9 protein-coding genes are annotated in these 18291 nt (G+C 57.5%); 5 read left to right on the top strand and 4 right to left on the bottom strand.

The window, feature by feature from the left end:
- Window positions 1-13: 13 nt before the first annotated feature.
- The 4 genes from AUC43_RS20500 to AUC43_RS17250 all read right to left on the bottom strand — a co-directional run bounded on the left by AUC43_RS20500 (window position 14) and on the right by AUC43_RS17250 (window position 8634).
- Window positions 14-814 carry a TIR domain-containing protein gene (locus tag AUC43_RS20500; protein ID WP_068196522.1) on the bottom strand — a complete coding sequence of 267 codons (801 nt, stop codon included), beginning with the start codon at window positions 812-814 and terminating at the stop codon, window positions 14-16.
- 9 nt (window positions 815-823) lie between these two features.
- Window positions 824-4663 (bottom strand): type IIG restriction enzyme/methyltransferase, encoded by a 3840-nt coding sequence (locus tag AUC43_RS17260; protein ID WP_068196521.1) that lies wholly within the window; start codon window positions 4661-4663, stop codon window positions 824-826.
- A 247-nt stretch (window positions 4664-4910) separates the two neighbouring features.
- Window positions 4911-6023: a rep family protein gene (locus AUC43_RS17255; RefSeq protein WP_157781146.1), complete on the bottom strand. Its 1113-nt coding sequence runs from the start codon at window positions 6021-6023 to the stop codon at window positions 4911-4913.
- A gap of 1348 nt (window positions 6024-7371) precedes the next feature.
- The gene (locus AUC43_RS17250) at window positions 7372-8634 is read right to left on the bottom strand and encodes a tyrosine-type recombinase/integrase (protein ID WP_068196519.1); all 1263 of its coding nucleotides are present in this window, start codon (window positions 8632-8634) and stop codon (window positions 7372-7374) included.
- Between the two features lie 1228 nt (window positions 8635-9862).
- On the opposite strand from AUC43_RS17250, the gene AUC43_RS17245 reads away from it, so the two are divergent.
- From AUC43_RS17245 to AUC43_RS17225, 5 genes are all read left to right on the top strand, one after another.
- Window positions 9863-11032 carry a serine/threonine-protein kinase gene (locus AUC43_RS17245; RefSeq protein ID WP_068196517.1) on the top strand — a complete coding sequence of 390 codons (1170 nt, stop codon included), beginning with the start codon at window positions 9863-9865 and terminating at the stop codon, window positions 11030-11032.
- A 60-nt stretch (window positions 11033-11092) separates the two neighbouring features.
- Window positions 11093-13507, top strand: coding sequence for an ABC transporter transmembrane domain-containing protein (locus tag AUC43_RS17240; RefSeq protein WP_068196515.1), 2415 nt, complete (start codon window positions 11093-11095; stop codon window positions 13505-13507).
- A complete protein-coding gene (locus AUC43_RS17235) occupies window positions 13482-14714 on the top strand; it encodes a putative HlyD family type I secretion protein (RefSeq protein ID WP_068196513.1) in 1233 nt (410 codons plus the stop codon). Before AUC43_RS17240 ends, AUC43_RS17235 begins: the two co-directional genes overlap by 26 nt.
- A complete protein-coding gene (locus tag AUC43_RS17230; RefSeq protein WP_199243465.1) occupies window positions 14701-16038 on the top strand; it encodes a TolC family protein in 1338 nt (445 codons plus the stop codon). The genes AUC43_RS17235 and AUC43_RS17230 overlap by 14 nt, the downstream gene beginning before the upstream one ends.
- A gap of 190 nt (window positions 16039-16228) precedes the next feature.
- On the top strand, window positions 16229-17101 hold the full coding sequence (locus AUC43_RS17225) for a universal stress protein (protein WP_068196509.1): 873 nt from the start codon (window positions 16229-16231) through the stop codon (window positions 17099-17101).
- The last annotated feature ends 1190 nt before the right edge of the window (window positions 17102-18291 follow it).

Raw genomic sequence — 18291 nt, 5'->3', positions numbered from 1 at the left:
GGGTGGCCCGCAACTACAGCCGGTCGGCGGCGGACTGGCTGATGAGGAAGCCGGCATCGCGCAGTTCGCGCACGAGCTTTTGTTGCCAGTTAATGTTGCCTGGCTGGTAGATGATGCCGGCTAGGTCGCTGGGTTGCTCGATGTTGCCGGTGTGCAGCATGAAAACCTTGTCGCGCCCGAGGCGGCCAAGGAAGTAGCCGAGCTCGAGGACGACGTTTTGGCGGGCGCGCGGACGCGGGCTATCGGCGGCAGCGGCCGTTTTGCGGCCCTTGGTGCGCAGGCGGCCTTCATCGTCGGGTGAGCAAAGGATGATGGCGTATTCGCACCGGGCAGCCTCGCGCTCAAATTTCTGAATGACGGTTTGGCCGGCGTCGCCTTCTTTCTCGAGCACGATGGTGGGGATGCTCAACGAGTGCAGCACGCGCTGCACCTCGTTGCGGGTGTCGTGGTCGCGGCCATGGACAATGAAGATGTTGCGGCACTCGGTGTCAACCTTTTTAACCAGGCCGAGGAATTTGGTTAGGGCTTTCTTGTAGTCGGCAAGGATGAGTGTCGGGGCAGCCCGGCGCCCGAAACTGGGCTGCTTGGAAGGGAGCTGGGCACGGGTGGCCTGCAGCGCTTTCTGGTAGGAGGCGCCTTTGGCCAAGGGGTAGCTATTGAGCCACTTTTCGAGGGTGCCGCAGGCAGCGGCAAGCGCGGTGACTGGGAAATCCTTGTAGGTGTTGTGGGCAAGTTCGTCGTCGCGGAGGACGAGGAGGGCGGCTTCGGTTTGCTGGCGGAGCTTGCGCAGCGGGGCTTTGTCGTAGGGCTTCATCCGGGCAGGCTAGGCGGTGAGGAGCTGCTGCTCGGCGGGGGTGAGGCCGTAGAGGGCGGCCACGAGGGTATCAATCTGCTGCTCCAGCTCGGCGGTGTCGGCCGTGGCGTCCGCGGCTTTGGCGGCCAGAACCTGTTCGACTAGGGCAGCTATTTCGGCTTGCTGCGCGGGTGTGGCGATGGGGATGGGAAGTTGGGACACCTGTGAAAGCTGCATGGCCATAGCATTATCCTTCATCTTGGTAGTAATCTGCTGCAGGACATAGAAAATAGGGGCTGAATTGAGCACCCCAAGCAGGTATAAATCTTTGCCAGGAACAAAGAAGGTCTTGTTGTTGGCATAAGTGCCTTTGATATCAAGAGTAAACTCCTGGTAAACGGCTATCTCCTTCCACATTATTTTATCCTCAGCAAACAAATCATAGTAGTCGCAAGCACGCAACTCCCACCAGTACTGCCCTTTGTCGGAACGTTTAGAGGCGGCTGCTTCGAAGGTCAGCAAATACCTAGCAATTGCAGGATACCGGGTTTCCAGTGCCTCCCAAGGGGAAGCATGTGCGGGTGTGGCCGGCGGCACGGCGTAGGAACCTCGCTTGTCTTTCTGCCAACCCAACTGACGCCGCGTCCAGCCGCTGGGCAGCAGAATCAGGTAATTTTTGCTATTAGGTATTTGGTAACGCTTCAGGTCGCGGCCTGCCAGAAAAGGCTTCAGAATTTCCTCCGAAGCGGGGTCTTCCGCTATAAGCTGCTCGCGCGTCGAAGCATCTACTACAAAAGCTTCATTGAGACCAGTCTTGATGCCGTAAAAAAAATTGCCCTTTACATATTCCTTCAAGGGTATCCCAGCTGCCATCAATGCATCAACCCGCTTTTGCTTGGGTGCTTCAGACAGGCTCCAGCCAGTTTCGCGGAGGGTGCTTTGCAGTACGAGGCGGACGTGCTCATCAACGAGCTCATCAAGGGAAGATTCGGGCAGCGTGGGAATTAAAGCTGTGCGAAAAGTCGTGCTGGTGACTGGCGGTTGCCGTTTAAATGAAAGGATGGCGGGATAGGCTTTGACCTGTGGAAACACGTACAGGTCGCCAAAATCAATGAATTCTACTAAGGTGTGCGAAGCGGGTAGCCAGCGCCGTAGTGGTTCTCCAAAGCCAGTGTTCAGCCATTTGTTGGATGTGATGAACGATAATTCGCCTCCCGGAGCCAGCAGCTTAGCTCCTAATTCCATGAAGTAGATGTAAAGGTCAGCACCGCTGGAACCGGTTTCGTAGTGGTCCTTCAGGTGCTTTTTAGCGGCCGGTACCAGCTCTTCCTGCCGGATATAGGGTGGGTTGCCCACCACCACGTCGAAGCCCCGAAACTGGCCCTGGTCGTCGAGGATTTCGGGAAACTCGAAGCGCCACTCGAAGGCTTCGCGGAAGAGAGCGCCCTGCTCGTGGGCAGCAATTTCTTTTTCAAGCTGGTCACCGTACAGCTCCAGGCGGCGCATCTCGACTTGGCGGGCCTCGCGCTGCTTGGGCGTTTCGGGGATGAGGAAGTGCTGGGTGTCGAGGGCGGCAAACTGGCCGCGGAAGCGGCGCAGGGCTTCGCGCTTCTTGTCCTTCTTGTGCAGCACGGCGGTGAACTGCTGCTTGATTTGCTGGAGGTAGCCCTGCAGGTCTTCTTTGGCTTCGCGGCCGCGACTGTTGAAGTAGGTGTGAACCGTTTCGCGGTAGGTCTTAAGCGAAAACTTGCCCTGCTTGAACACGTCGGAGAGGTCGGCATCGAGCGGGAAGCGGCTGAGCAGGGAGTTGCCGGGCTTGATGTTGAGGTCGAGGTTGGGCAGGGTTTCAAGCTCCTGGTACCCGGTGTCGGGGCGGTAGTAGGCGTGCTTGAGCAGCTCAATCCAGAGGCGCAGGCGGCAGATGCGTACGGAGTTGGGGTTGAGGTCGACGCCGAACAGGGCGTGCTCCATGAGGTGGCGCTTCTCACGGAACAGGGCGCTTTGCAGGCGGGTGTGCTCGAGAGGCACGGTGCGGCTGCCGTCGGAGCCCAGGGTGGCGCGGTACTGCACCAAGCGCTCGTCTTCGTCTTTCACCACCAGCTCGTCTCGGGCCACCACGAGGGAGTAGCGCAGGCGGCGGCCTTCGTCGTCGAGCAGCAGCGACAGCTCGCTCTTGATGGCCAGCAGCTCGTTAAGGGCCGAGACCAGGAAGTGGCCCGAGCCCACGGCCGGGTCGCAGACGGTGAGCTGGTTGAAGTGCTCGCTGTAGGCGGGGCGCTGCTTGCCGTCGAGGGCATCGGCGAGTTGGGCAATAGTGTCGGCCCCGAAGCTGTACTGCTTGTTGAAGTGTTGCACCACGGCCCGCCGCAGGGTCTGGCGGCAGATGTACATGGTGATGAACCCCGGGGTGTAGAAGGAGCCGTCCTTGTAGCCGTTGAGCTTCTCGAAGATGAGGCCGAGCACGGCGGCCGAAATCAGGGTCTTGCCGTCTTCCTGCACCTGCTCTTCGCCTTCGGAGGCGAAATCGTAGGCGTCGAGGAAACGCAGCAGGTAGGCCAGGGCATCGGGGGCGGGGCCGGTGGTGCGCAGCACCGACTTGCGGAGCAGCGGTAGCGGCAGGTGGTCCTCGAGGGCGCTGACCTTGATGGTTTTGTTTTCGAGCAGCGATGGCTCGTACAGCGAGGAGTTGAGGTAGGGGATGTGGGCGTACTGCGTTTTGACTGGCTCTTTGCGCTCGGCGGGCGGCGTGTTGAGCACGCGGAAAAAGAGCTTGTTGAGGGTGTCGTACTCGGGGATGAGTTCCGGGGTAAGGAAGCGGAAGCGCGCGTCGTGGCCCGGGTGGTAGCGGCGAAGCTGGCCTTCGAGGAGCTTGAGGAAGAGCAGGCGGTTGACCCAGGTGAGGCAGAGCTCGAGGGCCACCCCGGTCAGGCGCTCGTCGGCGGTGGTGCCGTAGCCTGCGGCCTCGGCAGGGGTGAGGTTGGTCAGCTCGTTTTCGCTGTCGAGGATGAGCCGGGTGTTTTCGAGCAGGGAGCCGGGCTGCTGGCGCTCGGCGGCGCAGCGCTGGATGAGCTTGCGCCCCTTGTCCTTGATTTCCTCCAGGCCGATGAGGTAAAGCAGCTCTTCGTAGAAGGCCCGGTTAAGGGTGTTGGCGTCCTGGGCGAAGGGCTCCTTGAGCAGGTGGGGCGGCGAGAGGACCTTCGAAATCAGAATCTGGTCGCGCTCCGGGGCAGGGGTGGTGAGGTCGAAATAGGTGAAGGGAATTTCTGCTTCCAGTGCCGCGAGGAAGGGCGCGGCGATGTCGTCGTAGAAGAAGCTGGTTTTCTTAGAGGAAGCAGCCTTGCGCTCAAACTCACGAAACTGGCTTTTCAGGACTGCATTGGACCAGAAGAGGCGGTCGAAGTCGAGGGCATCGAAGAGGTACCACTCGTAGCCGTTGGTGATAACGAGGCGCTTGAGGCTTTTGCTGTCGGTGTCGGCGCGCTTGTCGCGGTCCTGCAGGTAGTAGTAGAGTAGCTCGTGGAAGGCCCGCCGGTTGAGGTTGGCGGGCGTCACCATCTCGCCGGCCGACTGGGGCCGCTTCAGCTCCAGAATGACGCCGACGGGGTCCTGGGGGCGGGAACCGGTGCGGATGACGAGGTCGCGCTTTTGGCGCACGTTTACGTCGTAGCCGCCAAAGTTGGTGTTGGTGAGGAAGCGCACCACCAGGTTTTTGACGTACTCCTCAGTCTCGTTCTGCTCTACGGCGTGGCGAATGTCGTTGAGCAGGGCCGTGCGACCCGCTTCAAATTTGTCGAGCTGTTCGCGGGTGGGCTTCTGGCGGCGGTAAGCGAGGTCGAGGGACTGGGCGGGGGTGAGCAGCTTCGAAAGCAAGAGGGAGCGGGTAGATGGGCGAATCAAAAAGCTCGGCAAGCTATATAGAACGAGGGTAAAAAGGTGTTTGGGATAACCTTAAGCACAGAAAAGCCCCGAACGCCGTGGTCGAGGCTTTTTGTTTTTGCAGAAACGATGAGGTGCAAGAGGCTGGTGAACCACGAAACGGGTCGGGCAACCAGCTTTAGTTAGGTAAAGCCTTCACCTTCGTTTACGGCGCGCCGCTCGGTTATTGTAGAGTTGGAGCTCAACCAAATACCGAATCCCAATCTGCGTCAGTCCAAATCACGGGTGAGCTTGACGGCTCCAGGGCGTTGCTCAGGCACTGGTCACCAAGAGGCTTATCGACGTGGATGTGCTGGCAGGCGCATGATTCAAATTGAGCAACGACTGGCACGTTTAACTCAGGCTTAGCACTACTGGTGGATGGAGCGGTGTAGTTGGGCTCAGATAGTTGGTGCTTTGCTCGCTTGGGCTTAGGGTCCACTTCCAGCAGTTCCGTGTGGGTAAACTGCTGGTGCGCATTCCTCCCGTAAAGCACCCCAAACCGGCCGTAGGTACGCTTATGCGTAACATGCACAGCGTAGAGTTCCCTCGCGGTAAGCGTTTGAAATAGCTCTGGGGCCGTGCCCTTGGTTATGTAGCCCACGGCCCCGTTCACCGCTCGAATGAATTGAGCGGACCCATGGCCTAACCCATGCACGTACTCGTGTTTTATCTTGCCTTCCTTCCAGTAAATGGGCTCCAAGCAGACGCCTCGTTCGTTGGCTCCGGTTCGGCGCGCCCACTCGTCGCGGAGCTGCTGCGTGAAGGATGAATGGCTGCTTCCGACATCCCTGCTAAGGTCTTGCTCGGCCAGGAGTAGGCAGTGGATGTGGACGTGTAAGGAGGTGTCAAGAAAGTCTTTCCTGTTCGCAGCAGGGGGAAGGATTTCGACGGCGTAAATGCCCCCGGTAATGTGGTTGTTCCACCACTTTTGTTGGCGCCTGTCGCCGTTGCTGCCTCGGGTTTCGCTGAAAGCTTCCAGCAACTGTCGAACACAGCCGCTAGTGTCCTTCCCTAACTCGTGAGCGTGCGGCACCGTCAAGGTCAAGAAGTAGATGCGCTGTCCGCGAAGAGCAATTTCATTGACCTTGAAAAAGGTTACAATGTTGTTTCGAAGGCGAACAGCACGAATATGTTGGCACCGGGGGCAGAGCCAACTTTTGCACCGCAACGCATGACGTGCTTTTGAATCGGGCGGGGACTCGTTGCGATATGGATACTCGCACTGGCGCAACCTGCTGGCGAGTTTTAACAAGGAGTGTTGCACCTCGTTGGCGGCTCCGTTGTAGGCTAACCACTCTAAGTGGTCATCCATGCTCCGTGTGTTTTTCAGACCGCGCCTAGAATAGGGCACCCGGGGGATGTTTCCGAGGCAGGGGGGCCTGCAGGGGATAACCCTAAATAACCTAGTAGTACCGAGTTATTAGCGGGTATATTCTTGAGAGGCTGGGATTTGGAGAAAAATTTTTTAATTGAAGAAATCATGAAAAAGGGCAATAGAGTGCTTGGCCTGCTAAGAAGCGGGCAGCGAGTTTTGCTCGCGCACTGTGGCGAGGGATAGTAAGGAGGGGGGATGGTGTAAACACACCTATGTTCATGTACCCAGCCCGGTGCACCAGGCTGGGGGCACGTGACCCGGTGCACCGAGCCAACGAACCATGAACAAGAAAAAAACGAGAAAAAGGTACTCGGGTAACTGAAGCACAGCGGCGCCTGCCCTGCATGAAAAGCAGGGTAAAAACGTAGCTGCCGTGCTGCGGGGCCGCAGACGAGAACTACATTACTTAAGCCAATCTAGTTGGCTCTAAGCGTCGAAGGGTCTATGCCGACTCGGCCCCTAGTCGGCTATCGGGACTGACCGTGTCTCCGAATCCAATATTTCACCTTCAGGTCGTATTGACTTAATTGGTAGCCTTTAAGGCTATATCATTAAGCTAACTCTGCATACAGACTAGATGCGGTTGAAGAATACCGTATTGGTAATCAAATTTACAGGATAAAAAGTCATTCCGGTAGGGCATAAATGCCCCTCAGGATGCTCATCCGGGGACTTCTGAGGGCTCGGGGGAGATGGTTGTTTTGTAATTGAAAAATGAAGTATTATGAGGGAAATGCGCCGGGCCCTCGAATAATTTTTTTTTTAAAATTTCAACTGCATTGAAGAAACGCCACGGCAGTCTACTTGTATACTAAGCCACCGTTGTGCTAAAAATATTTCTGGAAAAATTTGACCCGCACCCATTACATAAAAAGGGGGGAGAGGGCCCCGGGGAAGGGGGGGATGTGTAGGCAGGGGGGAGGGGTTTCCAGGAATCAACTTTCTGCTGAACTCCCGTCAGGGCATGCGCCTGGTTTATCGTCTCACCTGCAGTTGGGATGAAAATGGACTGCGAAAAGCCCGCGTTCCGGTACCACTTTCAGCGCTAAAACGTTGGTATTACCTCGTTAACTTAGCTTTTAGTACTATTAACTTTTGTACTTAGAGGCGGGATAGGCAAGAGAAAATCGGAGCACAACAGAACCTCGACGCCCGACTTTCCTTTCCACCTAGGCAATTTCGTCGGACCTGCAACCGCTGCTGTTCGTGACATCAAGAGATATCTATAAAAGAACGGCCATAATAAATTCGATTCGAGCCATTAACCTTCGACCCATGACGGGCTCTAAGACGAAAGCTTTGCGGCATATCGTGAGCCAAAGTCAGCCCCTGCGTCTTCGTGTAAATCGGTCAGGCCGATATAGCGAGAGAAGGCCGCCAGGGTTCGGTGGCCGCTCCACTGCATGGTGTCCTTGATGGAATAGCGGAGTTCCAGGCACAGCGTGCAAAAACTTCGCCGACTGCTGTGGCTTGAAATCAGCTCCCACTTAGGTGTTTCGATGGTGACAGTCTTATCCCGCTTCTTGGCCTCGATGACTACTGGTTCCCGTAGAGCTGGAATAAGCTGACAGAGCTCCTTGATGTATTCGTTAAATTTTTGATTGCTCAAATTGGGCAATAGCAAGGCTCCGCTTTCGCTGTCGGTGTATTTGTCAAGAACTTCCTGCAAAGGTTGGAAAATGGGAACACGCACCAGCATATCTGTTTTTTGCATGCGCATGACGATGTGCCCTTTCTGGATGTTGTCCTTGCGGAGCCTAATGAGGTCAGAGAAACGCAGGCCGGAAAAGATTTGCGCTATCATTAAGTCCCGGATGCGTTCCAGTTTGCGGCTGAAGTGCAGGTCGAGGTTGCGTAAAGCTTCGATTTCATGCTGATGTAGAACCACGGGGGGCGCCAGCCTTTGAGCATACAAGGGTTTGACTTTGCCCAATTTCACGTTCGGCGCTTCCTTTTCGCGTAGCAGTTGCCGAAGCAGGCGTACCCGCTTTCCCAAGGTGGCGTTGTTGTAGTCGTAGGTTTTCAAAAGCCAGTGCTGCCACTTGGTGAGTTCTTCGTTGGTCAGAGTGGGGAGCAGCCAAGTGGTTTTATTGTCGACCTGATATCGGGTTATGTTATTAATCAGTGTGCCAAACCCCTTGCGCGTGGCAGGGGCCCAGTCCGGGTGTTCTTCGATGAAGCTCCTCAACGCCTCAACTAAGGTCTCCGGGGTTTTCGGAGCTTCATCTGCTTGTTGAAGCGCCTTGGCATCCTCGTTGTAGCCAGCGTTGAGCTGGTCGATGGTTGGGTATAGCTGGCCGTTTTTAACATAGAGCTGGCTAACCCGGTCGTTCAGGCCGGTTAAAACAAACTTCAGGTGTTTGTTATCCTTGCCCACGTCGGGCGTGCCATTGGCCCGAATAAGTTTCTTTTCGTGGTCCCAGTACTTCTCCTGAATCTTGATGCCCGTGGCTACACGCTTGCACTTGCCTAAGTGACGGTACTCGGCGTAGACCGTGACCTCTTTGGTTCTCGGGTTTGGGTTTCGGATTACAAGTTGAGCTTTCACAAGAAGTAATTGGTTGCGAAGGCAAGTTTACGGATTAATACCGCTGTAGTACCAGATTCCAGGGAGCAGGAAGGAATAATTTGAGACAGGGGTGTTATAAAGCGCCTTGAAATGTAATCAGAGGGCATTCTATAGAACGTTAGATGAAAAAGGTGTTATTCCAGTTGGGCCCACCAAAAGCCCCTAGCGATACCGCTAGGGGCTTTTTTTGTCGTGTCTCCGCGGCCGGGCCTCCTCTATCCCTCAGTTGACTGGCCGCCGGGCCTTTGGAGCACCATGTTGGGCTAAAGAACCCCAGGGTCCCTTGTAAAAAACGTCACCCGTCAGGAACTCGAAGCCAATAATAATGCCAGCTTCAAAAGCCGGGGCCAATGACCCCGCTGCTCGACGAATTGAGGAGAATATCCAAACTGGACTTTGAAAACAGGAACTGGGCCGTATTGATAATGTTCAAAATACGGATGAGGTCTGTCGGTGGCAGGTGTTTGCCGGCCAGCAAATATTTTATGGTCGTAATTAATTGAACTTTTTGTCTTTATAAGAACAATAATATTAAATTTCTTATTTAGTCTAAGTGGTTGAGATTAAAATTAATGTTTATTTTCCAGTAAAAAATTATAAACTATGGTGTTTAGTCTGCGTATCTTCGGGTAAGCAGCTGCCTAAATAATCCATTCTCACACTTAATTTTTATAGTTATGCTTACGTTAGAAAATCTTGTGGCCGACCTGCAAGCGCAAAAGGTCGAGTTAATCGTTGCTGGTGGTGGTAGCTATTGTGGCTCTCAGAGCTCTAATAGCTACTCCTGCTCCAGCCAAAGCGGATCAAATAACAACTGTCATCCCACGCCGCCGTGTCATCCCACGCCGCCGTGTCATCCCACGCCTTGCCACTAAACCAGCGCACGCACTAGTTGAATAAGGGCACATATTTCAGTGTTGCGTGAATGCTTAAGTAAAAGCTGGGGAAACAGGAGTCTGTTGTTTCCCCAGCTATTATTTAGCATCGGCTGGGCCACTTTTGCGCGCCGCTACGGAGCGCGGGCATATGCCGGCCGCTCGGCCAACACCACCCCTCACTAGCAGGCACGAAGCGCCTCCTGCCCAAACGCTTGGCTGGGTGGGAGGACCTGGTATGCTGGGGCTGCCCAGCAATGCATGACGGCCGTTTCAGTAGGGGCCGCGCCATATTTTCCGTCATTCTTTTCCCGCTCATCCGGGGTGCCCTTATGCCCGCCATACGATACTACCTTTCGCAAGGGGTACGCGTGCACGAGCGCGCGGAGGACTTCTATATTGCAACCGTCAGGGACGAGTTCAAAGTCAATCGCACGATTGCCACTTTCATCGGCCTGCTCAACGAACCCAAAACGGCTCAAGAGCTAACCATTGGGCTCCAGCAGCTAATCCGCGATGCCAGCGAGGCCGTGGTTAAGCCGTTGGTAGACCAGTTTCTCCAAGACCTGCACCGGCTGCAGGTGGTGCGCCAGGAAGGCGAACCCGACATCGTGCCCATCACCCCGGCTTACCAGGCCGGCGCCCGCCTCGGGCCTTACCGCATCACCGATTTATTGTCGCAGCACAACCACCTGGTGCAGCTCTACCGGGCCACGGAGGGCGAATCCGGCCCGATGGTGGTGCTGAAAATCTTTGCCCAGGCGCCCGAGCACATCGGCGCGAATCCGCGCCTGGCCAGCGCCTTGCGGCAGTTTGAGCAGGAGTTCGACATCATGCGCGCGCTTTCGCCGCATCCCTGCCTGGGGGTGCTGCGGGCGTATCATACCCAGCCGCACCCGTACGCGGTGCTGGAGTACCTGCCGGGCGGTTCGCTGTCGGAGTGCCTGCGCAACGGCTCGTTGCCCGCCGACGGCAAAGCGCACGTCGCCACACAGATACTGTCGGCGCTGGCCCACCTGCACGCCAACGGCGTGGTGCACGGCGACATTCACGCCAGCAACTTCATGGTGAGCGGCGACCGGGTGGCCATGATAGATTTCGGCTTTTCGTACCGCGTAGGGGTTTCTGCCGCCGAGCAAAACATCGACGGCGGGGGCGTGCCCACTTATCTGGCGCCCGAGCGCATCCGGGAGCACAGCTACGAGTTTAGCCAGCGGCCCGCCGATTTTCGGGCCGAGGTATATCAGATTGCCCTGGTGCTTTTTAAGCTCTACCACGGGCAGCTGCCTTTTGTGGGCAACACCTGGCGCGAACGGGCCGCCTCGATTGCTGCTTACGATTTTGGCCAGCACCTGAGCCCGGCGGTGCCCCACGAGCGGGTGCTGCTGCACGCCCTCCAGAAAGACCCGCTGGCGCGCTACGCCGACGCCCGGGAGCTGCTGGCCGCCTGGCAGCAAGCCTTGCTGGTCGAGAACCAGGCGGAATACGCACCCGCTTCTTAGCGAAAGCGCCGCCTGGCCAGCACCCACGCCTGCTCGCAAGCCATTCTTTTTCCGAATTTTATGGTAGACTGCCAGCTCAAAAACAACGACTGCGGGGTAAGCGCGGTGAAGACCATCTTCAATATTTTCGACCAAGACGTGAGCCGAAAATATATCCAGCAGCACATCTTTCTGGATGAGCAAGGCTCCAGCCTCACCGACTTGCAGGCCTTCCTGGAGCAGCACGAGTTCACGACCCGCCTGCGCGTCCTCGACTTTCATTACCTGCAAGCCACGCCCGTGGCCTGGGAATACCTCATGCCCTTTATCATGCCCATTGTGCACCCCAACGGGCTGCACTACGTGGTGGTAGACAAGGTGAAGGGCGACAAGCTGCGGGTGCTGGACCCCGCCAAAGCCAACGAGTACTACGCCACGCCATCCGAGCTGAAGAACATGGCGTACTTCAGCAAGAGCTACTGGGACCTGGTGCAAATGGAGCAAAAGCTTATGCTGCTCTGCAACCAGGAGCTGGCGCAGTACGACGTGAAGCTGGAACAGGCCCTGACCACCAACGACGCCGGGACGCTGTTTAACAAGCTCACGTACTTCTCCTATATCAAAACCAACTTTGGGCTGAAGGACCGCGAGGCCGAGCAGAAGTTCCTGCACGACCTGCTCTTCAACCAGGAGATTGGGGCCCTGCCCAAGCATTTCCGGGCGCTGAAAAACGACGAGTCCCGCATGATGATGCGGGCCCCGCTGGTGCTCACCGTGGCCCCACCCCCGGCCCGGCCGCAGGCCGAGGCCGGCGCCCCCCAAGCCGCCCACCCCGAGGCCTCTGTGCCCGAACCGAGCCCTTACCTGACCCTGCTGCAGGAGCTGGGCACGAACCGCCGCATCTGGTACATCTACATTTTCGCAGCCCTGTTTTCGGCCATGACCACCCAGCTGGCCGTGTTCGTCAACCAGGTGCTGATTGACTACGTGCTGCCTTCTTATCAGCTCAATACGCTGGTGGTGTTTGCCATTGGGCTGGGGGTATTCAAGCTGTTTGACCTGGCCACCAGCCTCAACGTGTCGTTTGTGGGCATCCACATGGGCAACATCCTGGACAAGTACTTTCTGACCCGGTTCGACGAAAAGCTCAACCAATATTCCCTGCCGTTTATCCAGTCGTTCAAGCGCGGCGACCTGACCGAACGCCTCAGCGACGCCTTCAAGCTCAAGGGCTTCTTCCTGCGCTTTTTCACCCGGATTCTGGTCGACGTGTTTGTGTCGCTGTACTCGCTGGCCATCCTCTTCTACATCGATGCCCGGCTCACGCTGGTTATCTGCGGGGTGATGGTGGCGTTCTACGGCTGGTTTCGGCTGGTTACGCCCACGCTCAAGCGCAACGAGCGGCTGCGCTTTCTGCGCAAGTCCGAGTTCTTCACCAAGATGATTGAGAAGCTCGACGGCATCCAGGTGCTGAAGTCCTTCCGCATCGAAGAAGCCTACTCCCGCAAGCTGCTGCAGGTGGTGACGCAGCTGCTCAACGTGCAGCTCAAGAACCGGTACGTCGACTTGCTGAACGGCGCGGTGGTGTCGGTTATCAGCATGCTGGCGTCGCTGCTCATCATTGTGGCGCTCACCAAAAAGGCCATCGTGGGCAATGCCATTTCGTTGGGCCAAATCGTCACGTTCATTGCCTTGTCGGAGCGGGTGTTTTCGTCGCTGCGCGGCATCCTGTCCGAGAACCTGGTGCTGCAGGAAAACGAGGTGGTGCTCCGGCGCTACCTCGACTTTGAGGAAGCGGCGCCCGCGGCCGGGCCCCGCGGCGGCATCGAGGATTTTGCCATCGAGAGCCTCGCGCTGCACGAGCTCGGCTTTGGCTACAACCCCCAGCAGCTGGTGCTGCGCAACCTGTCGCTGGATGCCGAGCGGGGCGACAAAATCCGCATCGAAGGCCAGAACGGCTCCGGCAAAACCACCCTGAGCAAGGTGCTCACCGGCCTCTACGAGCCCGCCGCGGGCCGCATGCTGATAAACGACACCGACCGCCGCTTTTTCGACCCCGAAAAGCTGAAGGAAAAGCTGGTGCTCGTGACCAACGAAGACATCCTGTTCAACGACACCATCGAGTTCAACATCGCCTTCGGCCGCAAAGTCTCGCCAGCGCGCATCATGCAGATGGCCAAGAAGATTGGCTTGTATGAATTCATTGCCTCGAAAGAGGACGGGCTGGCGTTTCTCATCAATGAAAACGGCCGCAACCTCTCCACGGGCCAGCGCAAGAAGATACTGCTGATGCGGGGGCTGTTCTCCACGGCCGACGTGCTGATACTCGACGAAGTGCTGTCCGGCATCGACGCCGCTTCGCGCATTCAGATTGAAGGCCTGCTCAACGAATTCACCAACAAAATCCTGATTGTGATTTCGCACGAGGCCATCGACTACCTCTGTTTCACCAAGCATTATTCGCTCGAGCATGGAACCCTTATCGTACCGGCATAGCACGGCCATCTGGCTCATTCAGGTGTTTTGCGGCCTGTTGGTGGGCTTTTTGGTCCTCGGCATTGGGCTGCTGTGCTTCCTGCACATTAACGAGACCGTCGATTTTCGGGAAGGCGAAATCTACTCCCGCAACCCGCAAACGGTTATCCGCACGCCCACCGATGTGCGCGTGCTGAAGGTGCTGGCCCGCGAGGGCGACGCCGTGCGGCAGGGCGACACCCTGTTTGTGCTGGAAAACAAGCGCGTGCAGTACGACTACGCCACCACCCGGCAGGAAGTGGGGCTCACCCAAAACAAAATTGCGGTGGCCGAGCGCATGCTGGCCTACACCCGCGAGCGCCGGGCTGCCATGGAGCGGCAGCGCACACTCTACGAGCAGATGTACGCCGCCGACCGCCAGCAAAACCAGCGCGAGCTGCGCACCCTGGCCGCCGCCCGCCGCTACGCCGAGGAGCAAAGTGCCATCAGCCGAGAGCAGTACCGCACCGATTCCATTCTGCATGCCCGGCAGGCGCTGTCCCGCCTGGAGGCGGCCGAATCGAAGAGCCGCAGCCTGCTCAAGCGCAAGGAGGCCATCGAAACCCGCGCCGCCTACGAGGAAAAGCGCGCCCGGCAAACCACGCTGCTCCAGACCCTGCACCAGCAGATTGCCAGCCTGGACATCGACCTGAACACGCTGAAGCAGGACGAACAGGCCAAGCAGCGCGAGCTGCTGGACTTGCGCTCCCAGCTGGGCAGCACGCGCAACTCGGCCGTGGTGCTCGGCGATGCCGCCAACCAGCTCATTGTGCGGGCCCCCGTGGCCGGCACCGTCCTCAACCTCTACAACGACCGCCAGGCCACCGAGCTGCTGGAGCGCAACCAGCCCCTGGCCGTCATTGCCCCCAAACAGGGCCAGTTCTACGCCAAGGTGATTCTGCCCGAGCGCGAGCTGGCCTACGTGCGCCTGGGCCAGCCGGCCAATCTGAAGATAAACGCCTACTACCACTACAAGTTCGGGCCCATCAAGGGCCGCGTGTCCTTTATCTCGTCGGCGAATGTCAACGACCAGTTTTTCACCATCGTGCAGATCACGGGCAAGCCCCGCTTCCCGCTCAAAGCCGGATACAAGCTTAAGGGCGAAATAATTACGGGCAAGTACACCTTGCTGCGGTACGCCATGAAAAAGCTGTTCGATAAAATCGATGCGACCAATGAAACAACATAGTTGTTGGGCTGCGGTGTTCGGGGTGGGGCTGCTGCTGGGAGTGGGGAGGCCCGCCCGGGGGCAGGAGCGGCTTTCGTACGAAGCCTGCTTGGAGCGCGCGTTTCAGCAGAACCTGCAGCTCAAGCGCGCGCTGCTCGACCTGGAAGTGGCCACGGCCCAGCTCAAGCTGCAAAAAGCCGACCGGCTGCCCACGCTCAACGGCGTGGTGCGCAACAACAACTCGGTGGGCCGCAGCGTGGACCCGCTCACGAACGGCTTCATCAACCGCCAGTTCAACTCAGTAGGCGGAACGGTAAACTCCTCGGTTTATCTGTTCGAAGGGCTCAAAACCGTCAACGCTATCAAGGCGGCCAAGCAGCAGGTGGAGCAGAATTCCAGCCAGGTGCAGGCCGTGAAAAACGACATCATGGTGGAAGTGGCGCTGGTGTACATCCGCATCAACTACCTGCTCGAGCTCATCAAGAGCCGGCAGCAGCAAGTGGAGGCCAGTGCCCAGCTCGTGAGCCTGACCCGGCTCAAGCTCAGCGCGGGCCGGGTGGCGGCGAGTGCGCTGTTTAAAATGATGGCCCAGCAGGCCACCGAGCAGGTTGGGCTGGTGAGCAGCCAAAACGAGCTGACCCTGGCCTACCTCGACCTGCGGCAAATCCTAAACGCGAAGCCCACCGAGAACCTGCAGATTGCCCCGCTGGCAAACAGCGGGGGGCTGGCGGATTTTGACATGCACGCCTCGTTTCGGGAAAACCTGGAGCTGGCCGTGGAAGCGCAGCCGGCGCTGGCAGCCAAACGGCACAATGCCTACCGGCTCTACAACCAGATAGACGTGGCCCGCGCGGGCAAGCTCCCCTCGGTGCAGCTTACGGGCGCCCTGGGCTCCAACTACAGCAACACCAACCAGCAGTTTGACTTTGGGAGCCAGCTCAACAACAACATGTACTACGGCACCGGCATCGTGCTGTCCTTGCCCTTGTTCAATAGCTTTCGCAACAACATGGTAATCCGGGAAAGCCGGCTGCGCTACGAGCAGGGGCTGCTGGACGCCGATATCGAGCGCAACCGGCTTTCCCGCGTAATTCAGCAAGCCATTACAGATGCCGAAGCCGCCCGCCAAAGCTGGGAAGCCGCGGTAAAAGCCGAAGAGTATGCGCGCAAAAGCTTCGAAGCCGATAACCTCAAGTACCAGTACGGCACCATCTCCGTGTTTGAGCTCAACCAAACGAAGGCGGTGTTCCTGAATGCCCAAACCGACTTGTTTAAAGCCAAGTACGAGCTGATTTTGCGCTCGAAGCTGGTTGGATTCTACCAGGGCCTGCCGCTGATGCTTTAGGCCCCCGGGCCAGCTGGCAGCCAGCATACGCGCGGGCCAGCCGGCCCGCGGCAGCAAGCGCGCCAACGCCCGGAATAGGACGGGAAAAGAAAAATGGGTTGGCAGGTGGGCTATGGGTACTGCATTGGCCGTAAGAAACTTAGCGGCTGGCGCCACGGCCGTGCTTCGTTCATTTCTATTCTTCGCACCCATGAAAAACCTCCTGGTCCCCACCGATTTTTCGACGGAGTCGCACAATGCCTACGAGGTGGCCTTGCAGCTGGCCAAGCAAACCGGCGGCCGCGTGACCCTGCTGCACGTGCTGGAAACGCCCGAAATGGCAACGGCCAACTTCAGCACCTACGGCGGGCCCGTGAACGGCGTGGACCTGCCCAACTACAATGCCATCGCCGATGAGGAGTTCATCATCCGGCTCATGCAGATGACCAAGCTCCGCATGCACGCCTACAAGGACGAGGCCGCCCGCCTGGCCCCCGGCGTGCCGGTGCAGGACACGGTGGAAATAGCGCGCATCGGCGACGGCATCCTGGCCGCCATCGAAAAGCACGGCATCGACCTGGTGGTGATGGGCGCCCAGGGCCACGGGGCCATGGAGCACTTCTTTGTGGGCTCCAACACCGAGCGCATGATTCGGCTGGCGTCGTGCCCAGTGCTCACGGTCAAGCACCAGCAGCCGGAGTTCAACGTGCGCACCATGGTGTTCCCGTCCGACTTTTCTCCCGAAGCCAGCCGGGCCGTCGCCGGCCTGCAGCGCGTGCGGGTCGCCTTCCCCAATGCCACGCTGCACCTGCTGCACGTGGCCACCCACGACCACGATGCCGTGGACCAGCACCAGCTGCAGGCCTTTGCTACCCGGCACCACCTCACGCATTACAAAACGGCCGTCGTGAAAGCCGAGCGCCTGAGCAGCGGCATCGAGGCGTATGCGCAGCAGGTGCAGGCCGATTTGGTGCTCCTGCCCACCCACGCCCACTCCGGCCTGAGCACCCTGCTGCGCACCAGCATTGCCGAGGCCGTGGCCACCCACGCCTTTCCGCCGGTGCTCACCTACCATTTTCAGTAGCCAGCGCCTGCAGTGGCCGGAGCGTTGCGTGAGGGGAGAGCCTGGTCTGGGTCAGCTCAAGGAGCGAATGCTGCCCGGCCGCCTACTGCGCGGTACCTGTAGATGCGGTTAACGTTAGTGCTGCTGGTTTGGCGTTGTTCCCTGCAAGAGCGGCGATATAGGTTGAAAAAAGTTCGCAGCCTCCGGCGGCCGTCTCCGATAGCCAAAGTGTGAGAATTACGGCCACCAGCCCGGCCCGCGTGGGCCACGACGCGGGCGTGTGGCATCCGGGCGCCCGACAATGCCTCTTAGTGCCTATTTTTTTAATAATGGTTAGCCACAACACTTATAAAATCAACTATAAAATACTTAGCTCGTCATTAAAATAAGATAAAAAATTATTGAAAAAATTTATTATTCATGAAGTTTTGTTGTATATTAGGGTAGATGGTAGCCATGGTTCATAGCCATTAACTCGGCTATGAAGCTTTAGTGTTGCGAGCTTGTGTGTCGCCTCCTGTGAGAGGTGGAGAATCTGGTGAAATTGCCAACGATGGCACCGGCTAGGCCGGTTTTAGAACTGTGCTGTTGAGTCTTTGCAACCTTTGCCTGACTACGATTCAGCTCAATTGTAAGTAGACACCCAATCAAAATTATTCTGGGTTTTTCCCTGGCCTCTGACTAGGGAACGGGATGCTTTTGCCCCGCGAATTCTGGTCTACCTGTACCACGGCCCCTTGTGCTTGGCCTTGGTCGGCTGCTGCCTCAGCAGCCACTCCCGACGAGAATGAATGCCAAATCCTTTCCATCAAATGTCATGAATACAACTTTTAAGACACCCAATTTTATATATGCTGAACTATGTACACGTGCAGTAGCTTCAACCTCTTTTGCAAGGCGAGCCACTGCTAGTTGGCTACACTTTCTGCTGCTATTAGTGGCGGGATTTCTGTTTTCCGGAACTGCATTAGCGCAAGTAACCCCAGCGCACTTGCCTGTGTGCACCAAGGGACAACCGCACTGTGTAGCGCAGGACTTAGAGGTAACCGGGGCTTTTCTTACAACAACTAATGGCCAGTGTGCCTGTACTTCTGGGACTCCAACAACAGCAACGTTGAATTTTAAGTTGTACAACAAAACGGGCTCAGAGCGGACGTCATTCACTGTTTATGCTGTTTTAAATCAGTATGACGCAAGCGGTACGCTAACCT

This window comes from Hymenobacter sedentarius, from assembly GCF_001507645.1.
GTDB lineage: Bacteria > Bacteroidota > Bacteroidia > Cytophagales > Hymenobacteraceae > Hymenobacter > Hymenobacter sedentarius.
This window is presented reverse-complemented; position numbering and strand designations above follow the sequence as displayed.